Here is a 22,072-nt window from a genome sequence, read left to right as displayed (position 1 = left end):
CCGCCGATATTGGTTACAAAAGCTTTAACAAATTTCTTATCCAGCTGTGCTGTATCAGAAGGAGTCAAGTCATGAGCAATCACAACTGATTCTTCATTGATAGACGCTGGATTTGGCAATTTCTTGCCCAGAAGGTTAGCAAGAACACGTTTTGTCACGTCGCGGATATCTGCCGCACGTTCCTGCATATATGGATTGTCGTCCATGTTTTCAAAGAGAGTGATAAACATGTCCGTTACTTCTTTCAGACCAGCTTCTGCATTGGTCTTTTTCGCACGGATTGTTTCTTTGATTTGCCCAACCATTTCAGGGTCAGCAAGTACCATTAAGTGAGCGTCAAATACCTGAGCGGCTTCCTCACCAAGGCTATCTACTGCTTTCTCACGGATAACAGAAAGCTCGTTCTGTGAAGCTTCAAGAGCTGCATCCAAACGAGCCTCTTCTGCATTCGTATCTTCGACTGAAACAGTCTCAAATGATAAATCCGGTTGAACTAATAGATATGCCTTAGCAACGGCAACACCGTCAGATGCTGCAATTCCTTTAAGCATTTCTGTCATATTAAGCCAATCCTTCTTTTTCCATTGTTTCAGAGATTGCAGCGATAGCATCGTCTGCATCTGCACCTTCAGCTGAGATCTTAACATCAGCTCCTTGGCCAACACCGAGACTCATAACACCCATGATAGATTTCAAGTTTACTGATTTACCTTTGTATTCAAGCGTGATGTCTGAAGCGAATTTGCTAGCAGTTTGAACCAACAAAGTTGCTGGACGTGCGTGAATACCTGTTTCTGCTACAATGTGGAAATCTTTAGAAGCCATAGTTAGACTCTCCTTTTAAATAATTCTTTTTGAGTTATTGTGATAACCCTTACAAGTTGATATTATATCACCTTTTGAAATCTTTTTCAAGAATTTTATAGCCCGCTTACAAAATATTTCTTGGGAAATGAAAACTCTTCTTATTATATTGAAGAGAGAATTTTCGAGCTAAATCCCACATTCCCCAAGCTTTATTCAAAAATGGCTTCCACCAAGTTTTTAATCATAAATTTCTTATTTTATAGAAACTAATTGTTATAAAATAAGAATATAAACTCCCCCTCCACTCCTCCTAGTGATTCCCTAAATTCTGTAACACAAGATATTGGATTTTTGTTTTTAGGCGGAAAAGCTACTAGTCATTTTTCTAACATTTTAAGACTTGTTTAAGCATTGCCGCATCAGCATTTTGCTCCTTTTCTGCAATTTTTCACTTCTTTTCACCGCTTATACAAACACTATATATTGTATTGTAATCTATCCTATAACAAAATATCACACAATATTTAGTTCAAAACTATTGACATTCTATTTTCTTTTAGATATACTAGTTTCGTATTATTTAAAAGAAAAAACGAAAGTTTAGAGGAATTTTTAATGGTAACTATTTACTCAAAAAACAACTGCGTTCAGTGCAAAATGACCAAGCGCTTCTTAGAGACTAATCATGTAGAATATCGCGAAATCAACTTGGATGAACAGCCAGAATTCATTGACCATGTCAAAGATCTTGGTTTCAATGCTGCTCCTGTGATTCAGACAGCAACTGAGGCATTTTCTGGTTTCCAACCTGGTAAATTGAAAAAATTGTCTTAATGTAGTTTATTTTGAGGGCGGCGCGCCTTGATTGGGAGATAAACTAAAAGACAGATTATCAGGGCAAACTGCAGCTCCTATGCTCATAGGGGCCGTTTCTTTTGTAAGGCGGATATTTTTCCGCTAGCTAATTATCTTATTTATATAGAAAAGGAAAAACATGGGACTCAAACATTTAGAGGATGTGACATACTTCCGACTCAACAACGAAATCAACCGTCCAGTTAATGGTCAGATTATGCTTCATAAAGATCAAGAAGCCTTAAAAGCTTTTTTTAAAGAAAACGTTGAGCCAAACACCAAGCAATTTTCTTCTATCACAGAAAAAATTAAATATTTAATAGAAGAAAACTATTTGGAGAAGGAATTTATTGAACTTTATTCTCCTGAATACATCGAGGAGCTGACTGCTTTTATCCATGCTCAAGATTTCAAGTTTAAATCTTTCATGGCTGCTTATAAGTTCTACAACCAGTATGCCCTGAAGACAAATGATGGTGAATACTATCTGGAAAGCATGGAGGATCGGGTACTCTTCAACGCCCTCTACTTTGCCAACGGAGATGAAGCCATTGCCAAGGATATTGCCAATGAAATTATCCACCAGCGCTACCAACCAGCTACACCAAGCTTCCTCAACGCTGGTCGGGCTCGTCGCGGTGAATTGGTTTCCTGCTTCCTCATCCAAGTAACAGATGATATGAACTCAATCGGCCGCTCCATTAACTCTGCCCTGCAGTTGTCTCGTATCGGAGGCGGGGTCGGTATTTCCCTCAGCAATCTGCGGGAAGCTGGAGCCCCTATCAAGGGTTATGAAGGAGCTGCATCTGGCGTTGTGCCTGTTATGAAACTCTTTGAGGACAGCTTCTCTTACTCTAACCAACTGGGGCAACGTCAAGGAGCTGGAGTTGTTTACCTCAATGTCTTCCACCCAGATATCATCGCCTTCCTTTCTACCAAGAAAGAAAATGCCGACGAAAAAGTTCGGGTTAAAACCCTCTCACTCGGTGTTGTCATTCCGGATAAGTTCTACGAATTAGCACGCAAAAATGAAGAAATGTACCTCTTCAGCCCATATTCTGTTGAACGTGAGTATGGAGTACCATTTGCCTACCTTGACATCACTGAAAAATACGATGAATTGGTCGCTAATCCAAATATCACTAAGACCAAGATCAAGGCCCGTGATTTGGAAACAGAAATTTCCAAACTCCAACAAGAATCTGGCTATCCTTATGTCTTAAACATTGATACGGCCAACCGTTCAAATCCAATTGACGGTAAAATCGTCATGAGTAACCTTTGCTCTGAAATCCTGCAGGTACAAGAGCCTAGCCTTTTGAATGATGCGCAAGAGTATCTCCACTTGGGAACAGATGTGTCATGTAACTTAGGCTCTACCAACGTTGTCAACATGATGACTTCGCCCGACTTTGGAAAATCCATCCGGACTATGACACGCGCCCTGACCTTTGTCACAGACAGCTCACACATCACAGCTGTGCCATCTATCGACAATGGTAACAGTCTGGCACATACCTTTGGTCTGGGAGCTATGGGACTGCACAGCTACTTAGCACAGCAGTTGATTGACTATGGATCAGCGGAAGCTGTAGAGTTCACCAGCATCTACTTTATGCTCATGAACTACTGGACCTTGGTTGAGTCTAATAATATCGCTCGCGAGCGCGGTGTGACCTTCCATAACTTTGAAAAATCTGACTATGCTAATGGCACTTACTTTGACAAATACCTGACGGGTGAATTTGTACCTAAGTCTGACCGTGTCAAAGAACTCTTCGCAGGTATCTTTATCCCGTCTGCAGAAGATTGGGCAGAGTTGCACGACAAGGTCAAGGCTGATGGTCTCTACCACCAAAACCGCCTGGCCGTTGCGCCAAATGGCTCTATCAGCTACATCAATGATGTTTCTGCTTCAATCCATCCAATTACTCAGCGAATCGAAGAACGTCAAGAAAAGAAAATCGGTAAGATCTACTATCCTGCTGCTGGTCTGTCAACTGAGACTATCCCTTACTACACCAGTGCCTATGACATGGACATGCGAAAGGTTATCGATGTCTATGCAGCCGCAACTGAGCACGTGGACCAAGGTCTTTCCCTGACTCTCTTTATGCGCAGCGATATTCCTAAAGGCCTCTACGAATGGAAAAAAGAAAGCAAGCAAACAACCCGCGACCTTTCTATCCTGCGTAACTATGCCTTCAACAAGGGTATCAAGTCCATCTACTACGTCCGCACCTTCACTGATGATGGGGGCGAAGTAGGTGCCAACCATTGTGAAAGCTGTGTCATCTAGCAAGAGATTTTAGAAAAAGAAAAGGAAATTCGACCATGTCATAATTTTACTTTCCTCATTATGGACAGGAAGGTAAAATCGTGGAGTATTGGGGTAGTATCCAAGAAGTGATAGCTGATACCCCATCAGGTCGTACCATCTACTAAAGGAGAAAGAATGCAAACTTACTACAAAGCCATTAACTGGAACGCTATCGAAGATGTCATCGATAAGTCCACCTGGGAAAAACTGACTGAGCAATTTTGGCTGGATACGCGGATTCCCTTATCCAATGACCTGGATGACTGGAGAAAGCTGTCCCACAAGGAAAAAGACCTAGTCGGCAAGGTCTTCGGTGGCCTGACCCTGCTGGATACCCTCCAGTCTGAGTCTGGTGTGGATGCCCTGCGCAAGGATGTCCGCACAGCCCACGAAGAAGCTGTCTTCAACAACATCCAATTTATGGAGTCCGTTCACGCCAAGTCCTACTCTTCTATCTTTTCTACGCTCAACACCAAGTCAGAAATCGATGAAATCTTTGACTGGACCAACACCAATCCATACCTGCAAAAGAAAGCTGAGATTATCAATGAGATTTACCTGAACGGTACAGCTCTGGAAAAGAAAATAGCCAGCGTTTTCTTGGAAACCTTCCTCTTCTACTCTGGTTTCTTCACTCCGCTCTACTATCTGGGTAATAACAAACTGGCCAACGTTGCTGAAATTATCAAGCTGATTATCCGTGACGAGTCTGTCCATGGAACCTATATCGGCTACAAGTTCCAGCTAGCCTTTAACGAGCTGCCAGAAGACGAGCAAGAAAAACTCAAAGAATGGATGTACGACCTGCTCTACACCCTCTATGAAAATGAAGAAGGCTACACTGAAAGCCTCTATGACACAGTCGGCTGGACTGAAGAAGTCAAGACCTTCCTGCGCTACAATGCCAACAAGGCTCTGATGAATCTAGGGCAAGATCCGCTCTTCCCTGACTCAGCAGACGATGTCAATCCTATCGTCATGAACGGTATCTCAACCGGTACTTCCAACCATGACTTCTTCTCCCAAGTGGGTAACGGCTACCTGCTAGGCGAAGTTGAAGCCATGCAGGATGACGACTATAATTACGGTTTATAAGACAAAGACCCCCTCTTTCCAAAATACGGAAAGAGGGGGTCTTTGACTGACTATTAATCTATTGACTATCATAGATATATTCTTCCAGATGTTCTGCGACTGTAATCTCAACTCCAACATCAGATGTTAGATAAATCACGGTACAGTCATGAGCTGGGACAATAGGAAATAAAAAGGGCTTCATATTTTGATAAATTCTATACATCCGCCTTTGACTCGTTGGATTTTCAAGATAAAGCTTGCTGTCACCACCAGAAAAGTCAGCTGGCAGAAGGGCATAATAAGCTACCAAAGCTCCATTTTCATCCAATACTCTAGTCTTATTTAAATCCTCAGCTATTTTTTTCATCATTAAAGTAGCCATCTTTTCCTCCCTTCATGTTTTTTATCCAAATAAAGGTGGAGCTAGGAACATCATCCCTAACTCCACTTATGCAGTCACTAATTAGATACGCGATAATACGGATGCTGGGAAGCAGTGATAGCATCTTGTCCAACTCGAATCTGTGCTTTAGGATTCTCGTTTCCAGTATCAGGCAAAACAGCTCCTTCTGGAATTACTAAAAAGGTTGCGCTACTGCTACCAGCAGTATAAGCAAGAGTAGATACATAACTACCATCGCTTACTTGACCTTTTAGTAAAGTATAATCGCTGGATTCTTTTCCATTCAGAGTATGAGAAACGACCCCTTGATTATTCAATACTATCGCATCCCCCAAATCATTTTGCCAAGTACCGGCTACAGTCGAAAAATCTCCTGCTGCCAAAGCATTGACATCGATACCCGCTGCTGGAGTGGCTGGGTCTTTCGTGTCAGACTTTGTTTCATTTTTAGGCTGAGCTTCAGAAGATACTGACGCTGCATCAGTTTCATCTGGGCTAGCTGATGGAACAGCTTTCGCTTCAGACTTAGAATCTGATTTAGAAGTTTGAACTGTTTGGCTAGAGCTACTACTTTGAGATGTTTGCTTGTCCTGCTGTTTACTGCAAGCACCAAGCAAGATAATGGAAGAAGTGAGTGCAGTCGCAAGAAACATTAATTTTGCATTTTTCATAAAAGAGGCCTCCTCATGAATTAATACCTTTTTGTAATCTTATTGTAACATTTTGAATTAATAAAATCAATAATCATATTGAAATATTATAAAATTAATTTATTGCTACATAACGACGGCTACCACTATACCCAACATAGCTAATCCACTGATGACCATCTGCAATAAAAGTTTGATCATAAAAGACTGTGCTCCCTTTGTCAAAGTTTGCTAGTTCTGGACTTGATATTTTAGCTTCAGACCGAATAGAAGCATAGCCTTGAAAAACGTAATTCCCTTTTGATGGAATAGATATAGTTGGTAATGCGACTTCCGTAGTAGCTGAGCCGGCACCTACAAGTTTTCCATCATCCTGAACGTAGTACAGGTGGACGTTGTATTTCCCTGTGGAATTTTTATGATCACTTACTTTAATAGTCTGTTTGTAAGTCCCATCTGGTTGCTTGCTAGCAGTGTACCAAACCACGTCATCCTGGTCATTGGCAGCAGACCATGTAGGTACCTTTACTTCTTTTACACCACCAGGATTAGAAACATTAGACACAATAATATCAAAGGTACCTGTCTTTGAAGTATTATTCCGAATAGTAATAGTTCCTGTCGGCCGGATTAATTCCTTATCCAAGGAGACTTCTGTCGTCGTTCCTGTTACACAAATCATTTGGCCATTATTTTGAACATAGTATAAATGCACATTATATTTTCCAGTGGAATATTTATGATCGCTAGCCTTTATTGTCAATTTGTAAGTGCCATCCGATTGTCTTTTAGGAGTATACCAAATAATATCATCTTGATCATTCGCACTAGACCATGCAGGTACTTTTACTTCTTTTACACCACCAGGATTGGAAATGTTAGATATAACAACATCAAAGGTTCCTGTTTTTGAATTATTATTTTGAATAGTAATTTTCCCTTCAGGCTTCTTAATAGAAACGGTAGTCTTCGTTCCCCCAGCTCCAACCATTTCCCCATTATTTTGAACATAATATAGATGGATATTATACTCTCCCGTAGAACCTTTATGTTTATTTGCATTGACAGTTATTTTATATGTTCCATTAGGCTGTTTAGCAGCAGTGTACCAAACAATATCATCTTGTCCATTTTCACTTGACCAAGTTGGTAATTTCACTTCTTTCACACCATACGGGCTAGAGACATCAGATACAATGACATCAAAAGTCCCTGTCTGAGCATTATTGTTTTGGATAGTCAAGGTTCCCTTTAAAGGAGCCTTTGTCTTTGTTACTCCAATGGCAATATATCTACGATTTCCAGCAAAGGAGAGATAGCTAATCCATTGATGGTCATCTGCTTCCAATTTACGATCATATGTAACAGTTTGTCCTGCATCATAATAAGCTAATTCAGGACTAGACATCTTAGGCTCAGCTTTAATGGAGGCTCTTTGAGTGAAATGATACACTCCACTGGCAGGGATTCCTTGATTATCAGAAGGCTGGGAAATCGGTGTGGATGTACCTCCAATGATATCTTTAAAATGTATAAAGCCTGAGATTGAACTTGCAGCAACTACTCTGCGATTATAACTTTTACTCCAAGCATAGTTATATTCTTCAATTTCTACATTATTTCCCAATACATTGGACACCCATGCTACATGTCCGTAACTTCCATCATCAATCCAAGCGACTGAGCCAAGAGCTGGATGATTATCTACCCTATATCCTTCTCTTCTTGCCCGATACCCCCATTCACCGCCATTTCCGTACGCACGAGGAATGTTAAAACCATTAACTGAACTTAATCTATAAGCAGTAAATGAAGTACAATTTTTAACAATAAGTCCCCAATCGTCCGCAGCATAATCAGGGAGATTTTTAAACCTTACTGGATAATCATCGCCTCGAGCGATTGAACCATTCCCTGTAGCCAGTAAAGTCGTATGTCCAGTCCCGTTTGCAACTTTACCAACAGTTGTTTTGAGAGTTGTTTTTTCTTCTTTAGTTGCACGGCGGCGGCTGACATCATTAACAATTGAGGTGGCTGGCTTATCTACATTCGAAGCGGCATAGCCACGTGTTACTAAATGTTTAGGATTAGTAGGATCATCTATAACTGGATTTATTTCAACAGTTTTCTGTTTTTCATTAACTGTTGAAGTTTGATCAGAAACAGGCTCAGTGTTGATTGGAATATCATTTGCATTTGTCGCTTTATTTTCAGTTTCTAGTGGTTCAGGAACTTCAGAAGTTACTCCATTTTCAATACTAACTAAATTGTTATTTACAGCATTTTTTGTTTCCGATTCAATATCAGAACTTACTGTTGCATTTGACTTTTCTGAAACACTCTGATTTGTGTCCACAGCTATGTCAGAAGGTGCTGTAGAAACTACTGAATCAGTACCAGTTGGCGAAATTACTTGATCAGCAGCAACTGTTTGAGTCCCTGCAAATAATAATGTTCCTAGAAGCACTGAAACTGCTCCTAGAGAATATTTACGAATAGAAAAACGTTGAACCTGCTTATTAAAAAATTGATTTTTCATTTTATTTGCTCCCTTTATTAATCTTTGTGCACGACAACATTTAATTTCCTAAAGCCAAAACCAAATCATGGCGAGATAATAAGAAATCCTAAACATGTGATTCTCTCCTTTCCTATTTAACTTTTTCCATGTTTCAATTATAGACTCAATTACAAATAAAAAACAGGACATAGATGTCCTGCTAGCCTTGATGATAGAGCCGAAGTTCTTTATTCCACTCCTCAGCCATTTTTTTAGATAGAAAAGTATGACCTAACAATCTTGCCAGTGTCAGTCCCTCTTCATAGTATTGTTGAGCTTTTTTCTCGTCCTTGTGTACGAAAAGCTCATATTCTCCCTCTAACATTCTTATCAGCGGTTTCTTTTGATAGTCCTCTGTCAATTCCATGATTACATTAAGTTTGTTGAGCGTATCTTTTGTATAAATGAACTCTTTTCGCTCGCACTCAATACCTGGGATTGTCAGTAGAGCATCTCGCATGAGAAAGAGATATTCATTTGGAATATAGTCAACTGACTGCAGTAATCGCTGAGCGATTCTTGCATATAATTCCTTATCAAACTTAGCTGACCGAATCTCCTCTTCATCTCCCACATAGATCTGATAGAGCTGGATGTAGAGTAAATCATTCACGTCATAATGCTTTTTACTCTGCAAATCGTCCAAATGCTGGGCAAAGAGAGTCATTCCATACTTATGGAATTTCTCAGAAGTATAAGTATAAATCTTTGATTGCAAGATATCCATTACATTCTGCTCAGCTTCTGGCAAATCATCATAATAAACTTCAAAAATTTCATCTATGATATGCTCCAATTCGAACAAAGCTTCGGTATTGCCATAAGTGGTCGTCCGAATCAGCTTATACTTCAAGCGCTGATAGTCAGTAGGTAGAGCTACATCTTCTTTTTTACTTCCTGTCAAAGTTGTCAAATCGACCTCTAGACAGAAAGCCAGATATTCTAAAGTAGAAAGAGTAGGCTGGGAAATGCCTGACTCCAAACGGGTTAACTGCCGTATAGAAAGCTTTGACTCATCACCACACAATTGCTCCTTAGTCCAGCCCCTATTTAATCGAAGCTGTTTCAAATGCTGTCCAAATTCTTTTCCTTGCATCGTCAATCCCCTCCCAAATAAATCAGGAAACTTTTGGTTATGTTATCATGTTATTCTAGATTTATTATAGCATAATTGGAAAGATTTTACTAATAAAATTCCAAAAAGATTACTTCCTTTTCTCAGTGATGAAATCTACCTAACTGTTGCAACAGTTAGGTAGAGCGGAGCTATTGAGACCTTAGGCTCAATAGCTAGTCATGGAACTCTGCAGGAGGTCGCTGACATCCGCCATCACTTGAGAAAAGCATGTAAATCTAAAAATTAGTATATTACAAGTATTAAAGGACCCCAAACTTAAAAGTTTAGAGTCCTTCTACCATATTCTTTTTTGAGTCTAAACACAAAAAAACTAGTAATACACATTCAAGTGAGAAGGCAAGACACGAATCGTTACTGGCAGTTGGTCACCCTCATCTCCGTCAACGTTGACGCTGAGCTCTGCCTTGTCATCAGCCAACTCAACTGTGATTTCCCTAAAGGTCAGATACTCGATATTATCACTTTCTTCTCCATTGCCCGAAATCAAATCCGGCACAGAAACCAAGGTGTCCAAGAGATTTTTATCCTTAAGATACAAAAGATGGAGCAAGCCGTCATTGACAGTAGCTTCAGGGAGAATGCTCTCGAAACCTCCGATAGAGTTGGTAGAGCCAATCAAGAGTGTACTGCTCTTTATCGTACGCTCTTCTCCATCAATATTTAAGTGAAATTCGTAAAAACTAGTATCCATCAACTGCTTGAAACCAGAGATAAAGTAGGCAAACTTGCCCCACTTGGTCTTGTCTTCTGAATCTACGTTGTTGATTGACTCAGGAATAGTTCCAATGGCAACCACATTCATAAAGTACTGGTCATTAATCTTGCCGATATCAAGTGGCTTGACTTTGTTGATATCCAGATTCTGAATGGCTTCTTCAGCGTCTAGAGGAATGCCGAGAGCACGCGCCAAATCATTGACTGTACCAAGTGGAAAGAAACCAAAAGTCGGACGATAGTCTAGTTCAGCCAGGCCGCTGATTCCTTCATTGACTGTTCCATCGCCGCCCATGACAAAGACGCTATCATAATGGTCTTCTGCTGCTTGCTTAGCAAAAGCTGCTGCGTCTCCGCCTTTTTCAGTATGCTTGACCACTACCTCATCGAAACATTTTGCCAGCTTTTCCCTTGCCAAGTCTTCATAGGACTTGGCTTTTTCGCCTCCCGAGCTAGGGTTGACAATTAATAGGACTTTAGACATAAGGAAACCTCTTTTCATTTGATAGCTCATTATACCATCTGGAAAACACTTTCACAACTATTTGAAACTGCTGGCTTTAGAAAAACCAGAAAAGCAGTTTGGTATTTAAACTCTATTCCACAGAAAAACACTTCCGCCATTAGATTGTCAAGTTAACTTGAGAAGTGCTGTCTTATATTTAGTTTTTCTATTAAAAGAAGACAATGAGAACAAAGGCAATGAGGTTATTGGCCAGATGTAGGCCCATTGAGTAGCGCAGGTCCTTCTTAGCTAGATAGCCTAGGCCAAAGATTGCCCCCAAGATGAAGTAAACCAGAAACTGGACAAGATTGCCCGGCATGTGCAGAAGAGAGAAAAAGCTGGCAGATACAGTTAAATAGAGCAGAATTTTCGCCAAGCTATTTTGGTCAGGAAAGAGAAACTTAGCCAAAAATCCTCGTGTCAGCAACTCCTCGAGAATAGGAGCAAAGATTACCATGTATAGGAAGGCAAAGGCTGGCTGCTGCTGAATCAACTCTACAGCAGTGTTCTGATTGGCAGAAGATTCAATAGGAACGAGCTGCTGGAAGATGATAAAAGCAAGCAAGAGGGCGCTGGGAAGCCAGATAGAACTGGTCAGCTTGGTATTTTTGATTTCCAGTTTCAAATCTTTCTGGTACCATTTCCACATGGCAAAAGAATAGAGACTGGCAAGTATAACAAAAATCGGCAAAATCAATAGTTGAGAAGTTCTTCCTGTCAGAGAACCCATAGTGAAGAGAACTATAGCCGAAAATATATAGAAATAGGCCAAGAGGACAAGTATATAAAGGCCAAAATTAGTAAAGAAAGTTTTTAATTTCATAGTGATTCCTTATAGTTTGCTTTACTGAAACATAGCTAGCAGCAGCATTATAGCCATAGGAAGATTGTTCAGGATATGAACCAACATGGAATCTTTTATATTCCCCCGACGAGCATAGGATAAATATAAAACCAGTCCAAGTGCAAAATAAATTGGAAACTCTGTCAATTGAGTGATATGAGGCAGAGTGAAGACCACAGAAGTCACAATAGCAGGCAAAACTTTTTGATTATTTTTGAAAAAGAAGGCAGTCCCAAAACCGCGGAAAATTAATTCTTCCATGATAGGAGCAATAAAAGCAATCGTTGCAACAAAGAGCAAGGCAAAGAAGATATGCTGCGAAGACATCATTCCCCCTAGCCCTTGTATGGCGCTGTCATTACTGGTCTGGGAATTGCCGCTCAGGATGAGATTGAGATAAACACCGACAATAGCAGCCACTCTGGCAAGGAAAAAGAATAGAAAAGCAAAACCGATATCCTTGCCAGACAGTTTAAATTTCTTCTTTTCTTCAGGCACATGCTTCTGATATCGCCGCCATGAGACACGAAAAATCAGGAAAACTAAAATCAGATACAAGGCTACCAATAAGATTTCTGCATAAATAGGTAAATTCTTCCCGAGCCTTAAGAATAGCATTGGAGCAACATTTATAAGGAGGCTAAGAGCAATTAAGCCTATCCATTTTCCAAGTCCTAAAGCAATTGATTTGAAGTTGTTCATTTTGTATTCTCCTTTTGATAAATATTGATACCGACTTCCGTATCCTCAACAGCAATATCTCCCTTCTGCTGGAGAATAGTGGCAGCGAGGAAAAAATCTCCTGCACAGCCGGCTGCATGGAAGCTAGCAAGAACGATATAAGAAGCCGCAGTTAAAATATGCAAGCCATAGATCAAGGTCAGGGCTAGGCTAATCAGAAAGAAAGGTGCCAGGATAATGACAAGCATCCTTTTTCGACTGTAACGACTGCCTGGGCTGGTCGCATAGGCCATGCCGCTCTTAAAACCAAACTTGACCTTGGTATTTTCATCTCCCAAGACCTTGAAGAAAAAGCCGTGAATCAGCTCATGGATGACCATTAGAACAAGGAGGTAGAGTAAGTCAAAAAAATGAAAAACTTCGCTACCCTTGCCATACATCAGAATAGCAATCCAAGTAAAGAGGGCTAGAAAAGGGAAGATCAGCAATACAGCCGTTATATTCAGAGTCAGATTGACCTTTTTATTATGGATAAAATCAAGTTCTTTCAGTAGTTTCATAATTTCCGCCTTTCATCGGGAAATAAGCTTATTTGAAATATTTTCTTACCATTGGATAATACATAAGATTGATATAGATATGGATCACCACTAGGACGACAAAACCGGAAACGACATTGAGGGGGGTGAAAGTTCCCACTATCCCTAAAACAATATAGAGGATTGGCAGAAGTCTCTGATTTACATTGAAGAGAATAAGATAGCACTGTTCATAATTGGCTTGCAGCTCTGACTCATCATAAGAGAGCACAAATTCTTTTATTTCCTCAGTAGTCGGAAAGGCTGATAGCTTATAGTGCCGCACCTTCTGAACTGTCTTTAAAAAGACAACTTGCAAAATAATATAAAGAAAGGCAATCGCATAATCTATAAAACTCCACTGAAGAGGGCTCTTATGATTAGTAATATTTCCAATAAAAACAACTCCAACTAAAATCGTAAAAAGAACGATAGCACTGCTGATATTAAAGACAATAGTCGCATATTCCAGATTTTTAAAGGTTAGCCGGTACCATTCATAATTCTTATCCTCATCTGCTTCTTTTTCATAGGCTTCATTGTATTTACGAGTCCGATAAATCAAGAAAAAGACCAAGGGATAGAGGATGATAAGGCTGGCCCTACCTAGCTGGCGCAGCAGTTGAACAGAAAAAATAGTCGACCAACTGATGTTTTTTAGCAGACCAGTTTCAGAAAACAAAATAGACAGACCACCTATTAAAGCTCCAGCTAGAAATATAAGGACATTATATAAAACTCTTTTCTGTGTAGATATACGTTTTTGCTCTTTCACGACTTCTTCTCCTTTATTTTTTTACAATAGATGATACAAGAATGCTGAGGCTGAAGGACTGTTTTAGCTCCTGTTGAAATGAATCTTAATTGGTTCTTCATTCTGCTTCCTCCACCAGCCGAAAGACATTCTCAACGTTTTCATTGAAAATATGGGCAATCTTAAGGGCAATCACAATCGACGGGGTATATTCGCCTCTCTCTATAAGGCTGATTGTCTGCCTGGAAACACCGGCCAGCTTAGCCAGTTCTGTCTGGTTGAGACCGTCACGCGCCCTCAACTCCTTGAGTCGATTTCTAAGCTGCATCATAAACTCCTTATTTATTATTCTCCCTTGGATAAAATCATTGTAACAGATTCTTTTCTTTTTGACAAGTATCTTTGTCAAAAAAATAATAATCATTGTCAAATTTTCTATTATCATGTACAAAAAAGAATCCAGCTCAAACTGAATTCTTTTCCTTTATTCATCTAATTCTGAAAATACTTCTTTTAAAATAGCAATCCCCTGCTGAATTTCATCCCTGCTGATAGTCAAAGGCGGCAGGAGACGGATAACATTTTCTCCGGCTGTCAAGATAATCAAGCCTTTCTGACGAGCGGCTTCAACAATCTTTGACAGACTGGCACTTGTTTCAATCCCAATCATCATGCCCAGGCCTCGAACAGCAGAAATCTTTGGATGGTCCTGAAAAGCAAACTGCAGCTGCTCCAGTAAGATGGCACTCTTAGACCTGACTTCTTCCATAAAGCACGCCTCTTTCATGATATGCAAGGTCTCCAAGGCGGCTGCCATGGCTAATTTATTGCCACCAAAGGTGGAACCATGACTGCCAGGTCCAAAAGCGGGAGCCAAGCTGGATTTTCCTAATAGAGCACCAGCGGGCAGGCCATTGGCCAGACCCTTAGCCAGTGTCACAATATCCGGTATAATCCCATAATGCTCAAAGGAATAAAGCTGACCCGTGCGCCCCATACCTGTCTGCACCTCATCAACAATCAGCAAAATCTCCTCTCGTCGGCAAAAATCAGCCAAGTCTTTGACAAAAGCTGCTTCTGCTGGACGAACTCCTGATTCTCCTTGGACCAATTCCAACATGACAGCTGCCGTATCCTGATTGACCAAGTCTTCTACGCTGGCCAAATCATTGTAAACCGCATAGCTGAAATGGGGAACCCCATCACCAAATCCTTCCTTAATCTTATCCTGTCCTGTTGCGGCCATAGCGCCAAAGGTTCGACCGTGAAAGGATTGCTGAAAAGTGATAATGCCTTGCTTGCCAGTAGCTTTGCGGGCTAGCTTAATAGCAGCTTCATTGGCTTCTGCTCCGCTATTGCAGAAAAAAGCCAAATAATCATAAGAACCTGCCAGTTCCTGAGCCACCTGCTCTTGCAGAGAGCTAAGATAGAGATTGGGACTGTGCCAGATGCGCCCTGCTTGCTGGATCAAAGCCTGCTGGACCTGCGGGTGAAAGCCAAGATTGGTTACGCCAATCCCCGATGAAAAGTCCAAATAAGCTTTTCCCTCATTGTCAATCAGATAGGAGCCCTCTGCTTTAACAAACTCAATGGGTGCCCGCTTGTAGTTTTCAAATAAATAAGTCATCGTTATCCCTCTGCTATCAAGGTGCCCGTCAAAAGATTGTCACCAATCAGAACCTGCCCGACACCGGAAAGCACAGTCTGGACAGCACTCTCAATCTTGGGAATCATACCACCCTTGATGACACCTGTCTGAATCTTCTTGGAAACCTGACTGGTCAGAAGCTGGGGCAGGACCTTTTTGTCCTCTAGAACTCCTTCTATATCTGTCATCAGGATTAGCTTCTCTGCCTGCAAGCTGCTAGCAACTGCCGCTGCTAGATAGTCTGCATTGATATTTAAGAGATCGCCAGATGAATTTTCTCCTAGCGAAGCCAGCACTGGGACTATGTCCGCAGTCAGCAGCTGCTCTAGATAAGCAGTTTGAATCGCCGTCACCTGACCGACATAGCCATAGAGGTCTTTATTGATAAAATCTGCCGAAACTGTCTTTCCCAAATGAGAAACCAGCTGAAGGCTTTCAATATCTGAGTCGTTCAGTTCTTGTGTCAACGTCCGGCCGACTTGACCTAGCAAAGCCTGCTCAATGATGGGTAAGTCAGACTTAGCTGTCACCCGCAATCCCTTAACCTTGTGAGTAGGCAGCTGACGCTCTTTCATGAGTTGGTTAATGACCAGACCGCCCCCGTGAACGACCACGATTTTCTTACCAGCTGCTATCCACTCTTGCATCTGCTTGATAAACTTATCAGACAGTTTTTGCGCAGCAACACCGCCAATTTTTATAACAATCACATCTTTCATTGCATTTCTCCTTAGGTTCTATAGAGGGCATTGATTTTCACATAATCATAGGATAAATCGCAGCCCCAGGCCTGAGCTTCAGTGTCCCCATCGTGCAGGTCAATGGTCAAGGTCAGCAGCTCTCCAGCCATGGCATCACTAGTCTCCTCGGGATTAAATGCCACAGGGCTAGAGGCCTGCATAACTGGAATCCCCGCAATCCAAATATCAATATTATCTACTGAGACATCTGCTCCCGCATAGCCGATAGCTGCTAAGATTCGGCCCCAATTGGGATCTTGGCCAAAAATGGCGGTTTTAACCAAGCTAGAGCCAACGACACTTTTAGCAATCATACGGCCGCTACGTTCATCCTTGGCATGCCGAACATTGACTTCAATCAGCTTGGTTGCCCCCTCGCCATCCTTAGCAATTTTCTTAGCCAAGTCAGCCATAAGATAGCGGAGCATCTTGGAAAACTTTTCAAATTCTTCCGTATCTGGTAGAATTTCTTCGTTTTGTCGGCATCCATTTGCCATGACTAGCACCATGTCATTGGTCGATGTATCTCCATCCACCGTGATTTGGTTGAAAGTCGTCTCCACATGCTGACTGAGAGCCGCTTGCAGGGTTGCGCTAGAAATATTAGCGTCACAGGTGATAAAGGCCAGCATAGTCGCCATATTCGGATGAATCATGCCCGAGCCCTTGGCCACCCCCGCCATAGTCACCAGGTCTGAGCCAAACTCTTCTGTGACTACACAGGTCTTGGTACAAGTATCCGTCGTTAAGATAGCCTCAGCAAAATCTTCTGCCTTGCCACTCACTAGAATCTGTGACAGACCATTTTTAAGAGCATTCATTGGAAGCTGCTCGCCGATGACTCCTGTAGAAGCCAGACCTACCAAGTCGGGCTCAATCTTCAGCTTTTGAGCAGTCAATAGTTGCATCTCATAGGCAGCAGCCAGTCCTTGCTGTCCTGTACAGGAATTAGCAACACCAGAATTAACCACTATTGCCTGCAATTTCTGGCTCTTTTGAATTGATGCTTTGGTCACTAGAAGTGGAGCAGCGATAACCTTATTAGTTGTATAGACTCCAGCCACACTGGCTGGTACTTCAGAGACAATCCAGCCAAAATCCAACTTCTTTTTCTTAAAGCTAGCGTGTAAACCATCAGCCGAAAAGCCTAGCGGACTGGCAATCGTTCCATCAATAATCTTCATATCTAACCCTTTCTCATCTAGACATAGGACGGTTGACTGAGCAGGCCATCTGTTTCAGGAAAGCCCAGCATCAGATTCATATTTTGAACCGCCTGACCAGCAGCCCCCTTGATCAGGTTATCCAGCACAGCCACTACAGTTAAAATGTTTGTCACAGGATTATAGTCAAAACCAATATCTGTATAATTAGTACCGACAACCTGATGCAGATTCGGCAGAGTAGCTTGGATACGGACAAAAGGCTTATCCTGATAGCATTCCTGGTAAATAGCAGCCAACTCTTCTCGAGTCAAAGGTTCTTTTAACTTGCTATAAACTGTCGCCACGATACCACGATTGAGCGGGATGAGGGAAGTTGAAAACTGAATCTGTTGCAATCCCTCATTAAAACGCTGCAACTGCTGCACAATCTCTGGAATATGCTGATGCTGATTCAGCTTGTAAGTCACATAGTTGTCATGCACATGGACAAAATGGCTGGATGCAGCTGGATTTTTCCCCGCCCCTGTCAAACCGCTCTTGGCATCGACAATAATAGAGTCCAGCTCAATAGCCTGAGCCTGCAGCAAGGGAATCAAGGCCAACTCTGTAGCCGTCGCATAGCAGCCGGGATTAGCAATAAATCGCTTCCCTCTGACATCTGTAAACTCAGACAGTCCATAAATAAACGCTTTTTGAAGATAGCCTTCAGCTGGCTCTTTCTGATACCATTTTTTATAAATATTCCCTGGCAAACGATGATCACCAGATAGGTCAATGACTGGAAATCCTGCTTCTACAAAGTCTTTTGACAAATCTTTAGCAACTCCGCTTGACGTTGCAAAGAAAACAAGATCTGCTCGTCGCATTATTTCCTGACTGTCGAAAGCTTCTATTCTCAGGTCGCAAATCCCCTTCAAATGAGGATAAAGCTCTGACACAGGAGCCTCCATATCTTGGCTGGCATGAAGGGAAACGACTTCTGCCTGCGGATGCTGCAGTAAAATACGGAGGAGTTCCATTCCTGAGTAACCAGTAATTCCCACAATCGAAATTCGCATATTTTTAAAACACCTCCGTATAAATATGCGTTTTATTTTACTCGTATATTTTCCCTTTGTCAAGTGTTTTCTGTATTTTTATGCAATATTTTTGAAAATATCATTATTTATTCTAAATCAATTCATAATTTCTTGCCGAGAGCGGCCTATTTGCTTCTCATATAGAGAAGTAAGGGAGCCGAGAGTACAAAAAAAGATCTGCCCAAAGGGCAGACCTTTTCATCTATCTGTTATCTAATATTACAACTTCTCAGCAACTGCTGCTAGCAGGTCTGGAATAGCTAATTGCTTGCTTCCGCCTGCCATAGCCATATCTGGCTTACCGCCGCCTCGACCATCTACAATCGGCGCCAATTCCTTAATCAGATTACCAGCATGGACGTCCTTGGTCTTGCTGGCTGCAAGAACATTGACCTTGTCACCGATTGCTGCGACCAGTACGAGAACATCTGAATAGTCCTTCTGCTTCCAAGTGTCCGCAAAGGTACGCAAGGCACCTGCATCAGAAACAGAGACCTGACTAGCGATAAAGCTATGTCCATTTGCCTCTTGAACATTCTTGAAGACTTCACCAGAGGCCGCTGCTGCTGCCTTTTCCTTGAGCTCTGCATTCTCTTTTTGGAGTTGACGCAGCTGCTCCTGCAGCGCTTCTACCTTGTGAGGCACTTCCTTGATTTGCGGTGCCTTAAGGGTCGCTGCAATAGCCTTGAGCGCCTCTTCTTCCTCACGATAGGCTTCAAAAGCTTCCTTGCTGGTGACCGCCAAGATACGACGAGTTCCGGATCCGATCCCCTCTTCTTTGACAATCTTGAAAATGCCGATTTCAGAAGTGTTGCCTACGTGCGTTCCTCCGCAAAGCTCGACAGAGTAATCACCGATGGTTACGACGCGAACTTCTTTACCATACTTTTCGCCAAAGAGCGCCATGGCACCCATTTCCTTAGCTGTGTCAATATCTGTCTCTATTGTCTCGATAGCAAGGGCTTCCCAGATTTTCTCATTGACTTCTTGCTCGATAGCGCGCAGCTCCTCTGCTGTCACCGCTTGGAAATGCGTAAAGTCAAAGCGGAGAAATTCTACTTCGTTCAGAGAGCCAGCCTGGGTTGCATGGTTACCAAGAACATTATGCAGGGCTGCATGTAAAAGGTGAGTTGCCGTATGATTTTTCATCACACGATGGCGACGGCTGTGGTCAATTTCCAGTTTATAGCTTTGACCGAGAGCCAGAGGAGCCAAAACTTCTACAGTATGCAAAGGCTGACCATTTGGTGCTTTTTGCACATCCGTAACTTGCGCTACCAGATTGCCTGCTCCATCAAAGATTTGACCGTGGTCGGCCACCTGACCACCCATTTCTGCGTAGAATGGCGTTTCTGCAAAGATGAGGGCAGCAGAGCCTGTCTCAACAGACTCCACTGCTGCATCATCTGCTACAATAGCAAGGAGTTCAGCAGTCAGCTCTTCTTTTTCGTAGTTAAAGACACTCTCTACAGTGATGGCCTGCAGGGTTTCATTTTGCATGCCCATTGATCCACCCTTGACGACAGACGCACGCGCTCGATCCTGCTGCTCTTTCATAGCCGCTTCAAAGCCAGCTCGATCCACAGTCATGCCTGCTTCTTCAGCGATTTCTTCGGTCAACTCCAGCGGGAAACCGTAAGTATCGTAGAGTTTGAAGGCATCTTGACCAGCAATAACAGTTTGTCCCTTAGCTTTCAAATCTGCCACAATTGTTTCTGCAAAGTGTTGACCAGAGTGCAGAGTACGAGCAAAAGATTCTTCCTCACTCTTGATAATCTTTTCGATAAAGTCTTGCTTTTCAAGAACTTCTGGGTAGTAGCTTTCCATAATCTTGCCCACTGTTGGAACCAGTTTGTAAAGGAAAGGCTCATTGATCCCCAGCTTTTGACCATGCATTGAAGCACGACGGAGCAGACGACGAAGAACATAGCCTCGACCTTCATTTCCAGGAAGAGCCCCATCACCAATGGCAAAGGAAAGCGAGCGGATATGGTCTGCGATAACCTTGAAACTCATATTGTCGCCATCTTGGTCATAGACCTTGCCAGACAGCTTCTCTACTTCACGAATAATTGGCATGAAGAGGTCGGTCTCAAAGTTGGTCTTAGCCCCTTGGATAACTGCGACCAAACGCTCCAACCCTGCGCCCGTATCAATGTTCTTATGTGGCAATTCCTTGTACTCGCTACGCGGTACAGCAGGGTCTGCGTTGAATTGTGACAAGACGATATTCCAGATTTCGATATAGCGATCGTTTTCAATATCTTCTTCTAAGAGACGGACTCCGATATTTTCTGGATCAAAAGCCTCACCCCGGTCAAAGAAAATCTCTGTATCCGGCCCAGAAGGTCCTGCACCGATTTCCCAGAAATTATCCTCAATCGGAATCAAATGACTAGGCTCAACTCCCATAGCAATCCAGCGGTTGTAAGAGTCCTTGTCGTCTGGATAGTAGGTCATGTAGAGCTTGTCTTTGGGGAAATCAAACCACTCAGGGCTAGTCAAAAGCTCGTAAGCCCACTCAATCGCTTCATCACGGAAATAATCACCGATAGAGAAGTTGCCCAGCATTTCAAACATAGTATGGTGGCGGGCAGTTTTTCCGACATTTTCAATATCATTGGTTCGAATGGCCTTTTGAGCATTGGTAATCCGAGGATTCTCTGGAATAATGGTTCCGTCAAAGTATTTCTTGAGGGTTGCTACACCAGAGTTAATCCAGAGCAAGGTTGGATCGTTGACCGGCACCAAGCTGACAGATGGTTCTACTGCATGACCTTTAGTTGCCCAAAAATCCAGCCACATTTGACGAACCTGAGCACTTGACATTTGTTTCATTTATTTTTCTCCTTAATTTTTTTCTAAAAATAATTGCATTATGACGACGAACTTTCCAGCATTTCAACATAATCAATAGCGACACAGAGGGAAATCACCAAATCTGAATAAGTCACATCATAGACACTCACCTGATAAGTAGAGGTTAGATGGAAGAGTTCCTTGGTAATCTCTGCAACGACTTGATTGCTGTCATCCAGCAGACGAAAGTTTAAATCCCAGATATTCCCTTCAACTCGAAGACCCAAATTATCAAATTTATATTTATCACGCAAAAAAGAGAATTTCTTACGGATATAAAAGCTATGCCCGCTGCTGAGTTTAATTTCAAACTGGGGCAGGAGGGTTATAAGGGTCTTGGTAATCTGACTGACGATTTGACCCTGACTATCATAGATAGTAAAGGTCTTAGGAATCTGGAAGAAAGAGCCTTCCACTTGATAATCCACATTTCCTCGATCGTCCTTGATATCAAAGCGTTCGCCGCCTAAGCGAAATTTCTGTTTGACAAGATAGGTTTTCATTATATTACCTCCACAGTCAACATAAAAGACAAGTTCCTTGTCCGAAGGGCGAAAAACCGCGGTACCACCTTCATTCAATGAACTTGTCATTCTCATTTCGTATTCTATTTTGTTAGATGAGTAGCATGATTCTCCGTCTCAGATGGCTCGCAGCACCGCCAATTCTCTGAACTAAGAACTTGAAAAATCAA

The 22,072-nt window shown here is 42.1% G+C and carries 21 protein-coding genes; 3 read left to right on the top strand and 18 right to left on the bottom strand.

Annotated features, from left to right (window positions below; genetic code table 11):
• Together HMPREF1150_RS04290 and HMPREF1150_RS04295 are read right to left on the bottom strand one after the other, a co-directional pair.
• Positions 1 to 560, bottom strand: a 560-nt coding sequence (locus tag HMPREF1150_RS04290) for a phosphoenolpyruvate-utilizing N-terminal domain-containing protein (protein WP_009659866.1), incomplete at its 3' end; no start/stop codon positions are given.
• 1 nt (position 561) lies between these two features.
• Positions 562 to 825, bottom strand: a complete 264-nt coding sequence (locus HMPREF1150_RS04295; protein WP_002896017.1) for a phosphocarrier protein HPr — start codon at positions 823 to 825, stop codon at positions 562 to 564.
• 597 nt (positions 826 to 1,422) lie between these two features.
• Between HMPREF1150_RS04295 and nrdH the strand changes: the two genes are divergently transcribed.
• The 3 genes from nrdH to nrdF all read left to right on the top strand — a co-directional run bounded on the left by nrdH (position 1,423) and on the right by nrdF (position 5,077).
• The gene (gene nrdH, locus HMPREF1150_RS04300) at positions 1,423 to 1,641 is read left to right on the top strand and encodes a glutaredoxin-like protein NrdH (protein WP_032905524.1); all 219 of its coding nucleotides are present in this window, start codon (positions 1,423 to 1,425) and stop codon (positions 1,639 to 1,641) included.
• A 160-nt stretch (positions 1,642 to 1,801) separates the two neighbouring features.
• Positions 1,802 to 3,961: a class 1b ribonucleoside-diphosphate reductase subunit alpha gene (nrdE, locus tag HMPREF1150_RS04305; protein ID WP_009659910.1), complete on the top strand. Its 2,160-nt coding sequence runs from the start codon at positions 1,802 to 1,804 to the stop codon at positions 3,959 to 3,961.
• Between the two features lie 156 nt (positions 3,962 to 4,117).
• Positions 4,118 to 5,077 carry a class 1b ribonucleoside-diphosphate reductase subunit beta gene (gene nrdF, locus HMPREF1150_RS04310; RefSeq protein WP_002910202.1) on the top strand — a complete coding sequence of 320 codons (960 nt, stop codon included), beginning with the start codon at positions 4,118 to 4,120 and terminating at the stop codon, positions 5,075 to 5,077.
• A gap of 58 nt (positions 5,078 to 5,135) precedes the next feature.
• Here nrdF and HMPREF1150_RS04315 read toward each other — a convergent pair whose 3' ends face one another.
• The 16 genes from HMPREF1150_RS04315 to HMPREF1150_RS04390 all read right to left on the bottom strand — a co-directional run bounded on the left by HMPREF1150_RS04315 (position 5,136) and on the right by HMPREF1150_RS04390 (position 21,977).
• Positions 5,136 to 5,441, bottom strand: coding sequence for a hypothetical protein (locus HMPREF1150_RS04315; protein WP_002900763.1), 306 nt, complete (start codon positions 5,439 to 5,441; stop codon positions 5,136 to 5,138).
• Between the two features lie 77 nt (positions 5,442 to 5,518).
• Positions 5,519 to 6,133, bottom strand: coding sequence for a DUF6287 domain-containing protein (locus HMPREF1150_RS04320; RefSeq protein WP_002904134.1), 615 nt, complete (start codon positions 6,131 to 6,133; stop codon positions 5,519 to 5,521).
• A 94-nt stretch (positions 6,134 to 6,227) separates the two neighbouring features.
• Complete coding sequence (locus HMPREF1150_RS04325; RefSeq protein WP_009659963.1) at positions 6,228 to 8,651, bottom strand: GBS Bsp-like repeat-containing protein; 2,424 nt, start codon at positions 8,649 to 8,651, stop codon at positions 6,228 to 6,230.
• A 181-nt stretch (positions 8,652 to 8,832) separates the two neighbouring features.
• Positions 8,833 to 9,768, bottom strand: a complete 936-nt coding sequence (locus tag HMPREF1150_RS04330) for an XRE family transcriptional regulator (protein ID WP_002904132.1) — start codon at positions 9,766 to 9,768, stop codon at positions 8,833 to 8,835.
• Positions 9,769 to 10,120: 352 nt separating this feature from the next.
• Positions 10,121 to 11,038, bottom strand: coding sequence for a diacylglycerol kinase family protein (locus HMPREF1150_RS04335; protein ID WP_009659911.1), 918 nt, complete (start codon positions 11,036 to 11,038; stop codon positions 10,121 to 10,123).
• A 160-nt stretch (positions 11,039 to 11,198) separates the two neighbouring features.
• Positions 11,199 to 11,852: a CPBP family intramembrane glutamic endopeptidase gene (locus HMPREF1150_RS04340; RefSeq protein WP_009659839.1), complete on the bottom strand. Its 654-nt coding sequence runs from the start codon at positions 11,850 to 11,852 to the stop codon at positions 11,199 to 11,201.
• A 21-nt stretch (positions 11,853 to 11,873) separates the two neighbouring features.
• Complete coding sequence (locus HMPREF1150_RS04345) at positions 11,874 to 12,575, bottom strand: CPBP family intramembrane glutamic endopeptidase (protein WP_009659894.1); 702 nt, start codon at positions 12,573 to 12,575, stop codon at positions 11,874 to 11,876.
• On the bottom strand, positions 12,572 to 13,114 hold the full coding sequence (locus tag HMPREF1150_RS04350) for a DUF3267 domain-containing protein (RefSeq protein WP_009659971.1): 543 nt from the start codon (positions 13,112 to 13,114) through the stop codon (positions 12,572 to 12,574). The genes HMPREF1150_RS04345 and HMPREF1150_RS04350 overlap by 4 nt, the downstream gene beginning before the upstream one ends.
• 28 nt (positions 13,115 to 13,142) lie before the next feature.
• Positions 13,143 to 13,907 (bottom strand): DUF3169 family protein, encoded by a 765-nt coding sequence (locus HMPREF1150_RS04355; RefSeq protein WP_002925430.1) that lies wholly within the window; start codon positions 13,905 to 13,907, stop codon positions 13,143 to 13,145.
• A gap of 97 nt (positions 13,908 to 14,004) precedes the next feature.
• A complete protein-coding gene (locus HMPREF1150_RS04360; RefSeq protein ID WP_002915603.1) occupies positions 14,005 to 14,331 on the bottom strand; it encodes a helix-turn-helix transcriptional regulator in 327 nt (108 codons plus the stop codon).
• Between the two features lie 39 nt (positions 14,332 to 14,370).
• Positions 14,371 to 15,513: an acetylornithine transaminase gene (locus HMPREF1150_RS04365; protein ID WP_009659846.1), complete on the bottom strand. Its 1,143-nt coding sequence runs from the start codon at positions 15,511 to 15,513 to the stop codon at positions 14,371 to 14,373.
• 2 nt (positions 15,514 to 15,515) lie between these two features.
• A complete protein-coding gene (argB, locus tag HMPREF1150_RS04370) occupies positions 15,516 to 16,253 on the bottom strand; it encodes an acetylglutamate kinase (protein ID WP_009659912.1) in 738 nt (245 codons plus the stop codon).
• Between the two features lie 11 nt (positions 16,254 to 16,264).
• Positions 16,265 to 17,458, bottom strand: coding sequence for a bifunctional glutamate N-acetyltransferase/amino-acid acetyltransferase ArgJ (gene argJ / locus HMPREF1150_RS04375; RefSeq protein WP_009659928.1), 1,194 nt, complete (start codon positions 17,456 to 17,458; stop codon positions 16,265 to 16,267).
• 17 nt (positions 17,459 to 17,475) lie between these two features.
• Positions 17,476 to 18,498 (bottom strand): N-acetyl-gamma-glutamyl-phosphate reductase, encoded by a 1,023-nt coding sequence (argC, locus tag HMPREF1150_RS04380; protein ID WP_009659845.1) that lies wholly within the window; start codon positions 18,496 to 18,498, stop codon positions 17,476 to 17,478.
• 240 nt (positions 18,499 to 18,738) lie between these two features.
• Complete coding sequence (alaS, locus tag HMPREF1150_RS04385; protein ID WP_009659960.1) at positions 18,739 to 21,357, bottom strand: alanine--tRNA ligase; 2,619 nt, start codon at positions 21,355 to 21,357, stop codon at positions 18,739 to 18,741.
• Positions 21,358 to 21,395: 38 nt separating this feature from the next.
• Positions 21,396 to 21,977, bottom strand: a complete 582-nt coding sequence (locus tag HMPREF1150_RS04390) for an LURP-one-related/scramblase family protein (RefSeq protein WP_198002703.1) — start codon at positions 21,975 to 21,977, stop codon at positions 21,396 to 21,398.
• Positions 21,978 to 22,072: the final 95 nt, after the last annotated feature.

Origin of the sequence: Streptococcus sp. AS14 (genome assembly GCF_000286495.1) — a bacterium.
GTDB classification, from domain to species: Bacteria; Bacillota; Bacilli; order Lactobacillales; family Streptococcaceae; genus Streptococcus; species Streptococcus sanguinis_P.
The sequence above is the reverse complement of the archived record's forward strand: the minus strand, read 5'-3'. Positions and strand labels throughout refer to the sequence as shown.

What these genes read in the sequence shown, in the direction of transcription:
- HMPREF1150_RS04295 (WP_002896017.1), bottom strand. Translation starts at nt 825, where the DNA reads ATGGCTTCTAAAGATTTCCACATTGTAGCAGAAACAGGTATTCACGCA.
- nrdH (WP_032905524.1), top strand. Translation starts at nt 1,423, where the DNA reads ATGGTAACTATTTACTCAAAAAACAACTGCGTTCAGTGCAAAATGACC.
- nrdE (WP_009659910.1), top strand. Translation starts at nt 1,802, where the DNA reads ATGGGACTCAAACATTTAGAGGATGTGACATACTTCCGACTCAACAAC.
- nrdF (WP_002910202.1), top strand. Translation starts at nt 4,118, where the DNA reads ATGCAAACTTACTACAAAGCCATTAACTGGAACGCTATCGAAGATGTC.
- HMPREF1150_RS04315 (WP_002900763.1), bottom strand. Translation starts at nt 5,441, where the DNA reads ATGGCTACTTTAATGATGAAAAAAATAGCTGAGGATTTAAATAAGACT.
- HMPREF1150_RS04320 (WP_002904134.1), bottom strand. Translation starts at nt 6,133, where the DNA reads ATGAAAAATGCAAAATTAATGTTTCTTGCGACTGCACTCACTTCTTCC.
- HMPREF1150_RS04325 (WP_009659963.1), bottom strand. Translation starts at nt 8,651, where the DNA reads ATGAAAAATCAATTTTTTAATAAGCAGGTTCAACGTTTTTCTATTCGT.
- HMPREF1150_RS04330 (WP_002904132.1), bottom strand. Translation starts at nt 9,768, where the DNA reads ATGCAAGGAAAAGAATTTGGACAGCATTTGAAACAGCTTCGATTAAAT.
- HMPREF1150_RS04335 (WP_009659911.1), bottom strand. Translation starts at nt 11,038, where the DNA reads ATGAGCTATCAAATGAAAAGAGGTTTCCTTATGTCTAAAGTCCTATTA.
- HMPREF1150_RS04340 (WP_009659839.1), bottom strand. Translation starts at nt 11,852, where the DNA reads ATGAAATTAAAAACTTTCTTTACTAATTTTGGCCTTTATATACTTGTC.
- HMPREF1150_RS04345 (WP_009659894.1), bottom strand. Translation starts at nt 12,575, where the DNA reads ATGAACAACTTCAAATCAATTGCTTTAGGACTTGGAAAATGGATAGGC.
- HMPREF1150_RS04350 (WP_009659971.1), bottom strand. Translation starts at nt 13,114, where the DNA reads ATGAAACTACTGAAAGAACTTGATTTTATCCATAATAAAAAGGTCAAT.
- HMPREF1150_RS04360 (WP_002915603.1), bottom strand. Translation starts at nt 14,331, where the DNA reads ATGATAATAGAAAATTTGACAATGATTATTATTTTTTTGACAAAGATA.
- HMPREF1150_RS04365 (WP_009659846.1), bottom strand. Translation starts at nt 15,513, where the DNA reads ATGACTTATTTATTTGAAAACTACAAGCGGGCACCCATTGAGTTTGTT.
- argB (WP_009659912.1), bottom strand. Translation starts at nt 16,253, where the DNA reads ATGAAAGATGTGATTGTTATAAAAATTGGCGGTGTTGCTGCGCAAAAA.
- argJ (WP_009659928.1), bottom strand. Translation starts at nt 17,458, where the DNA reads ATGAAGATTATTGATGGAACGATTGCCAGTCCGCTAGGCTTTTCGGCT.
- argC (WP_009659845.1), bottom strand. Translation starts at nt 18,498, where the DNA reads ATGCGAATTTCGATTGTGGGAATTACTGGTTACTCAGGAATGGAACTC.
- alaS (WP_009659960.1), bottom strand. Translation starts at nt 21,357, where the DNA reads ATGAAACAAATGTCAAGTGCTCAGGTTCGTCAAATGTGGCTGGATTTT.
- HMPREF1150_RS04390 (WP_198002703.1), bottom strand. Translation starts at nt 21,977, where the DNA reads ATGAGAATGACAAGTTCATTGAATGAAGGTGGTACCGCGGTTTTTCGC.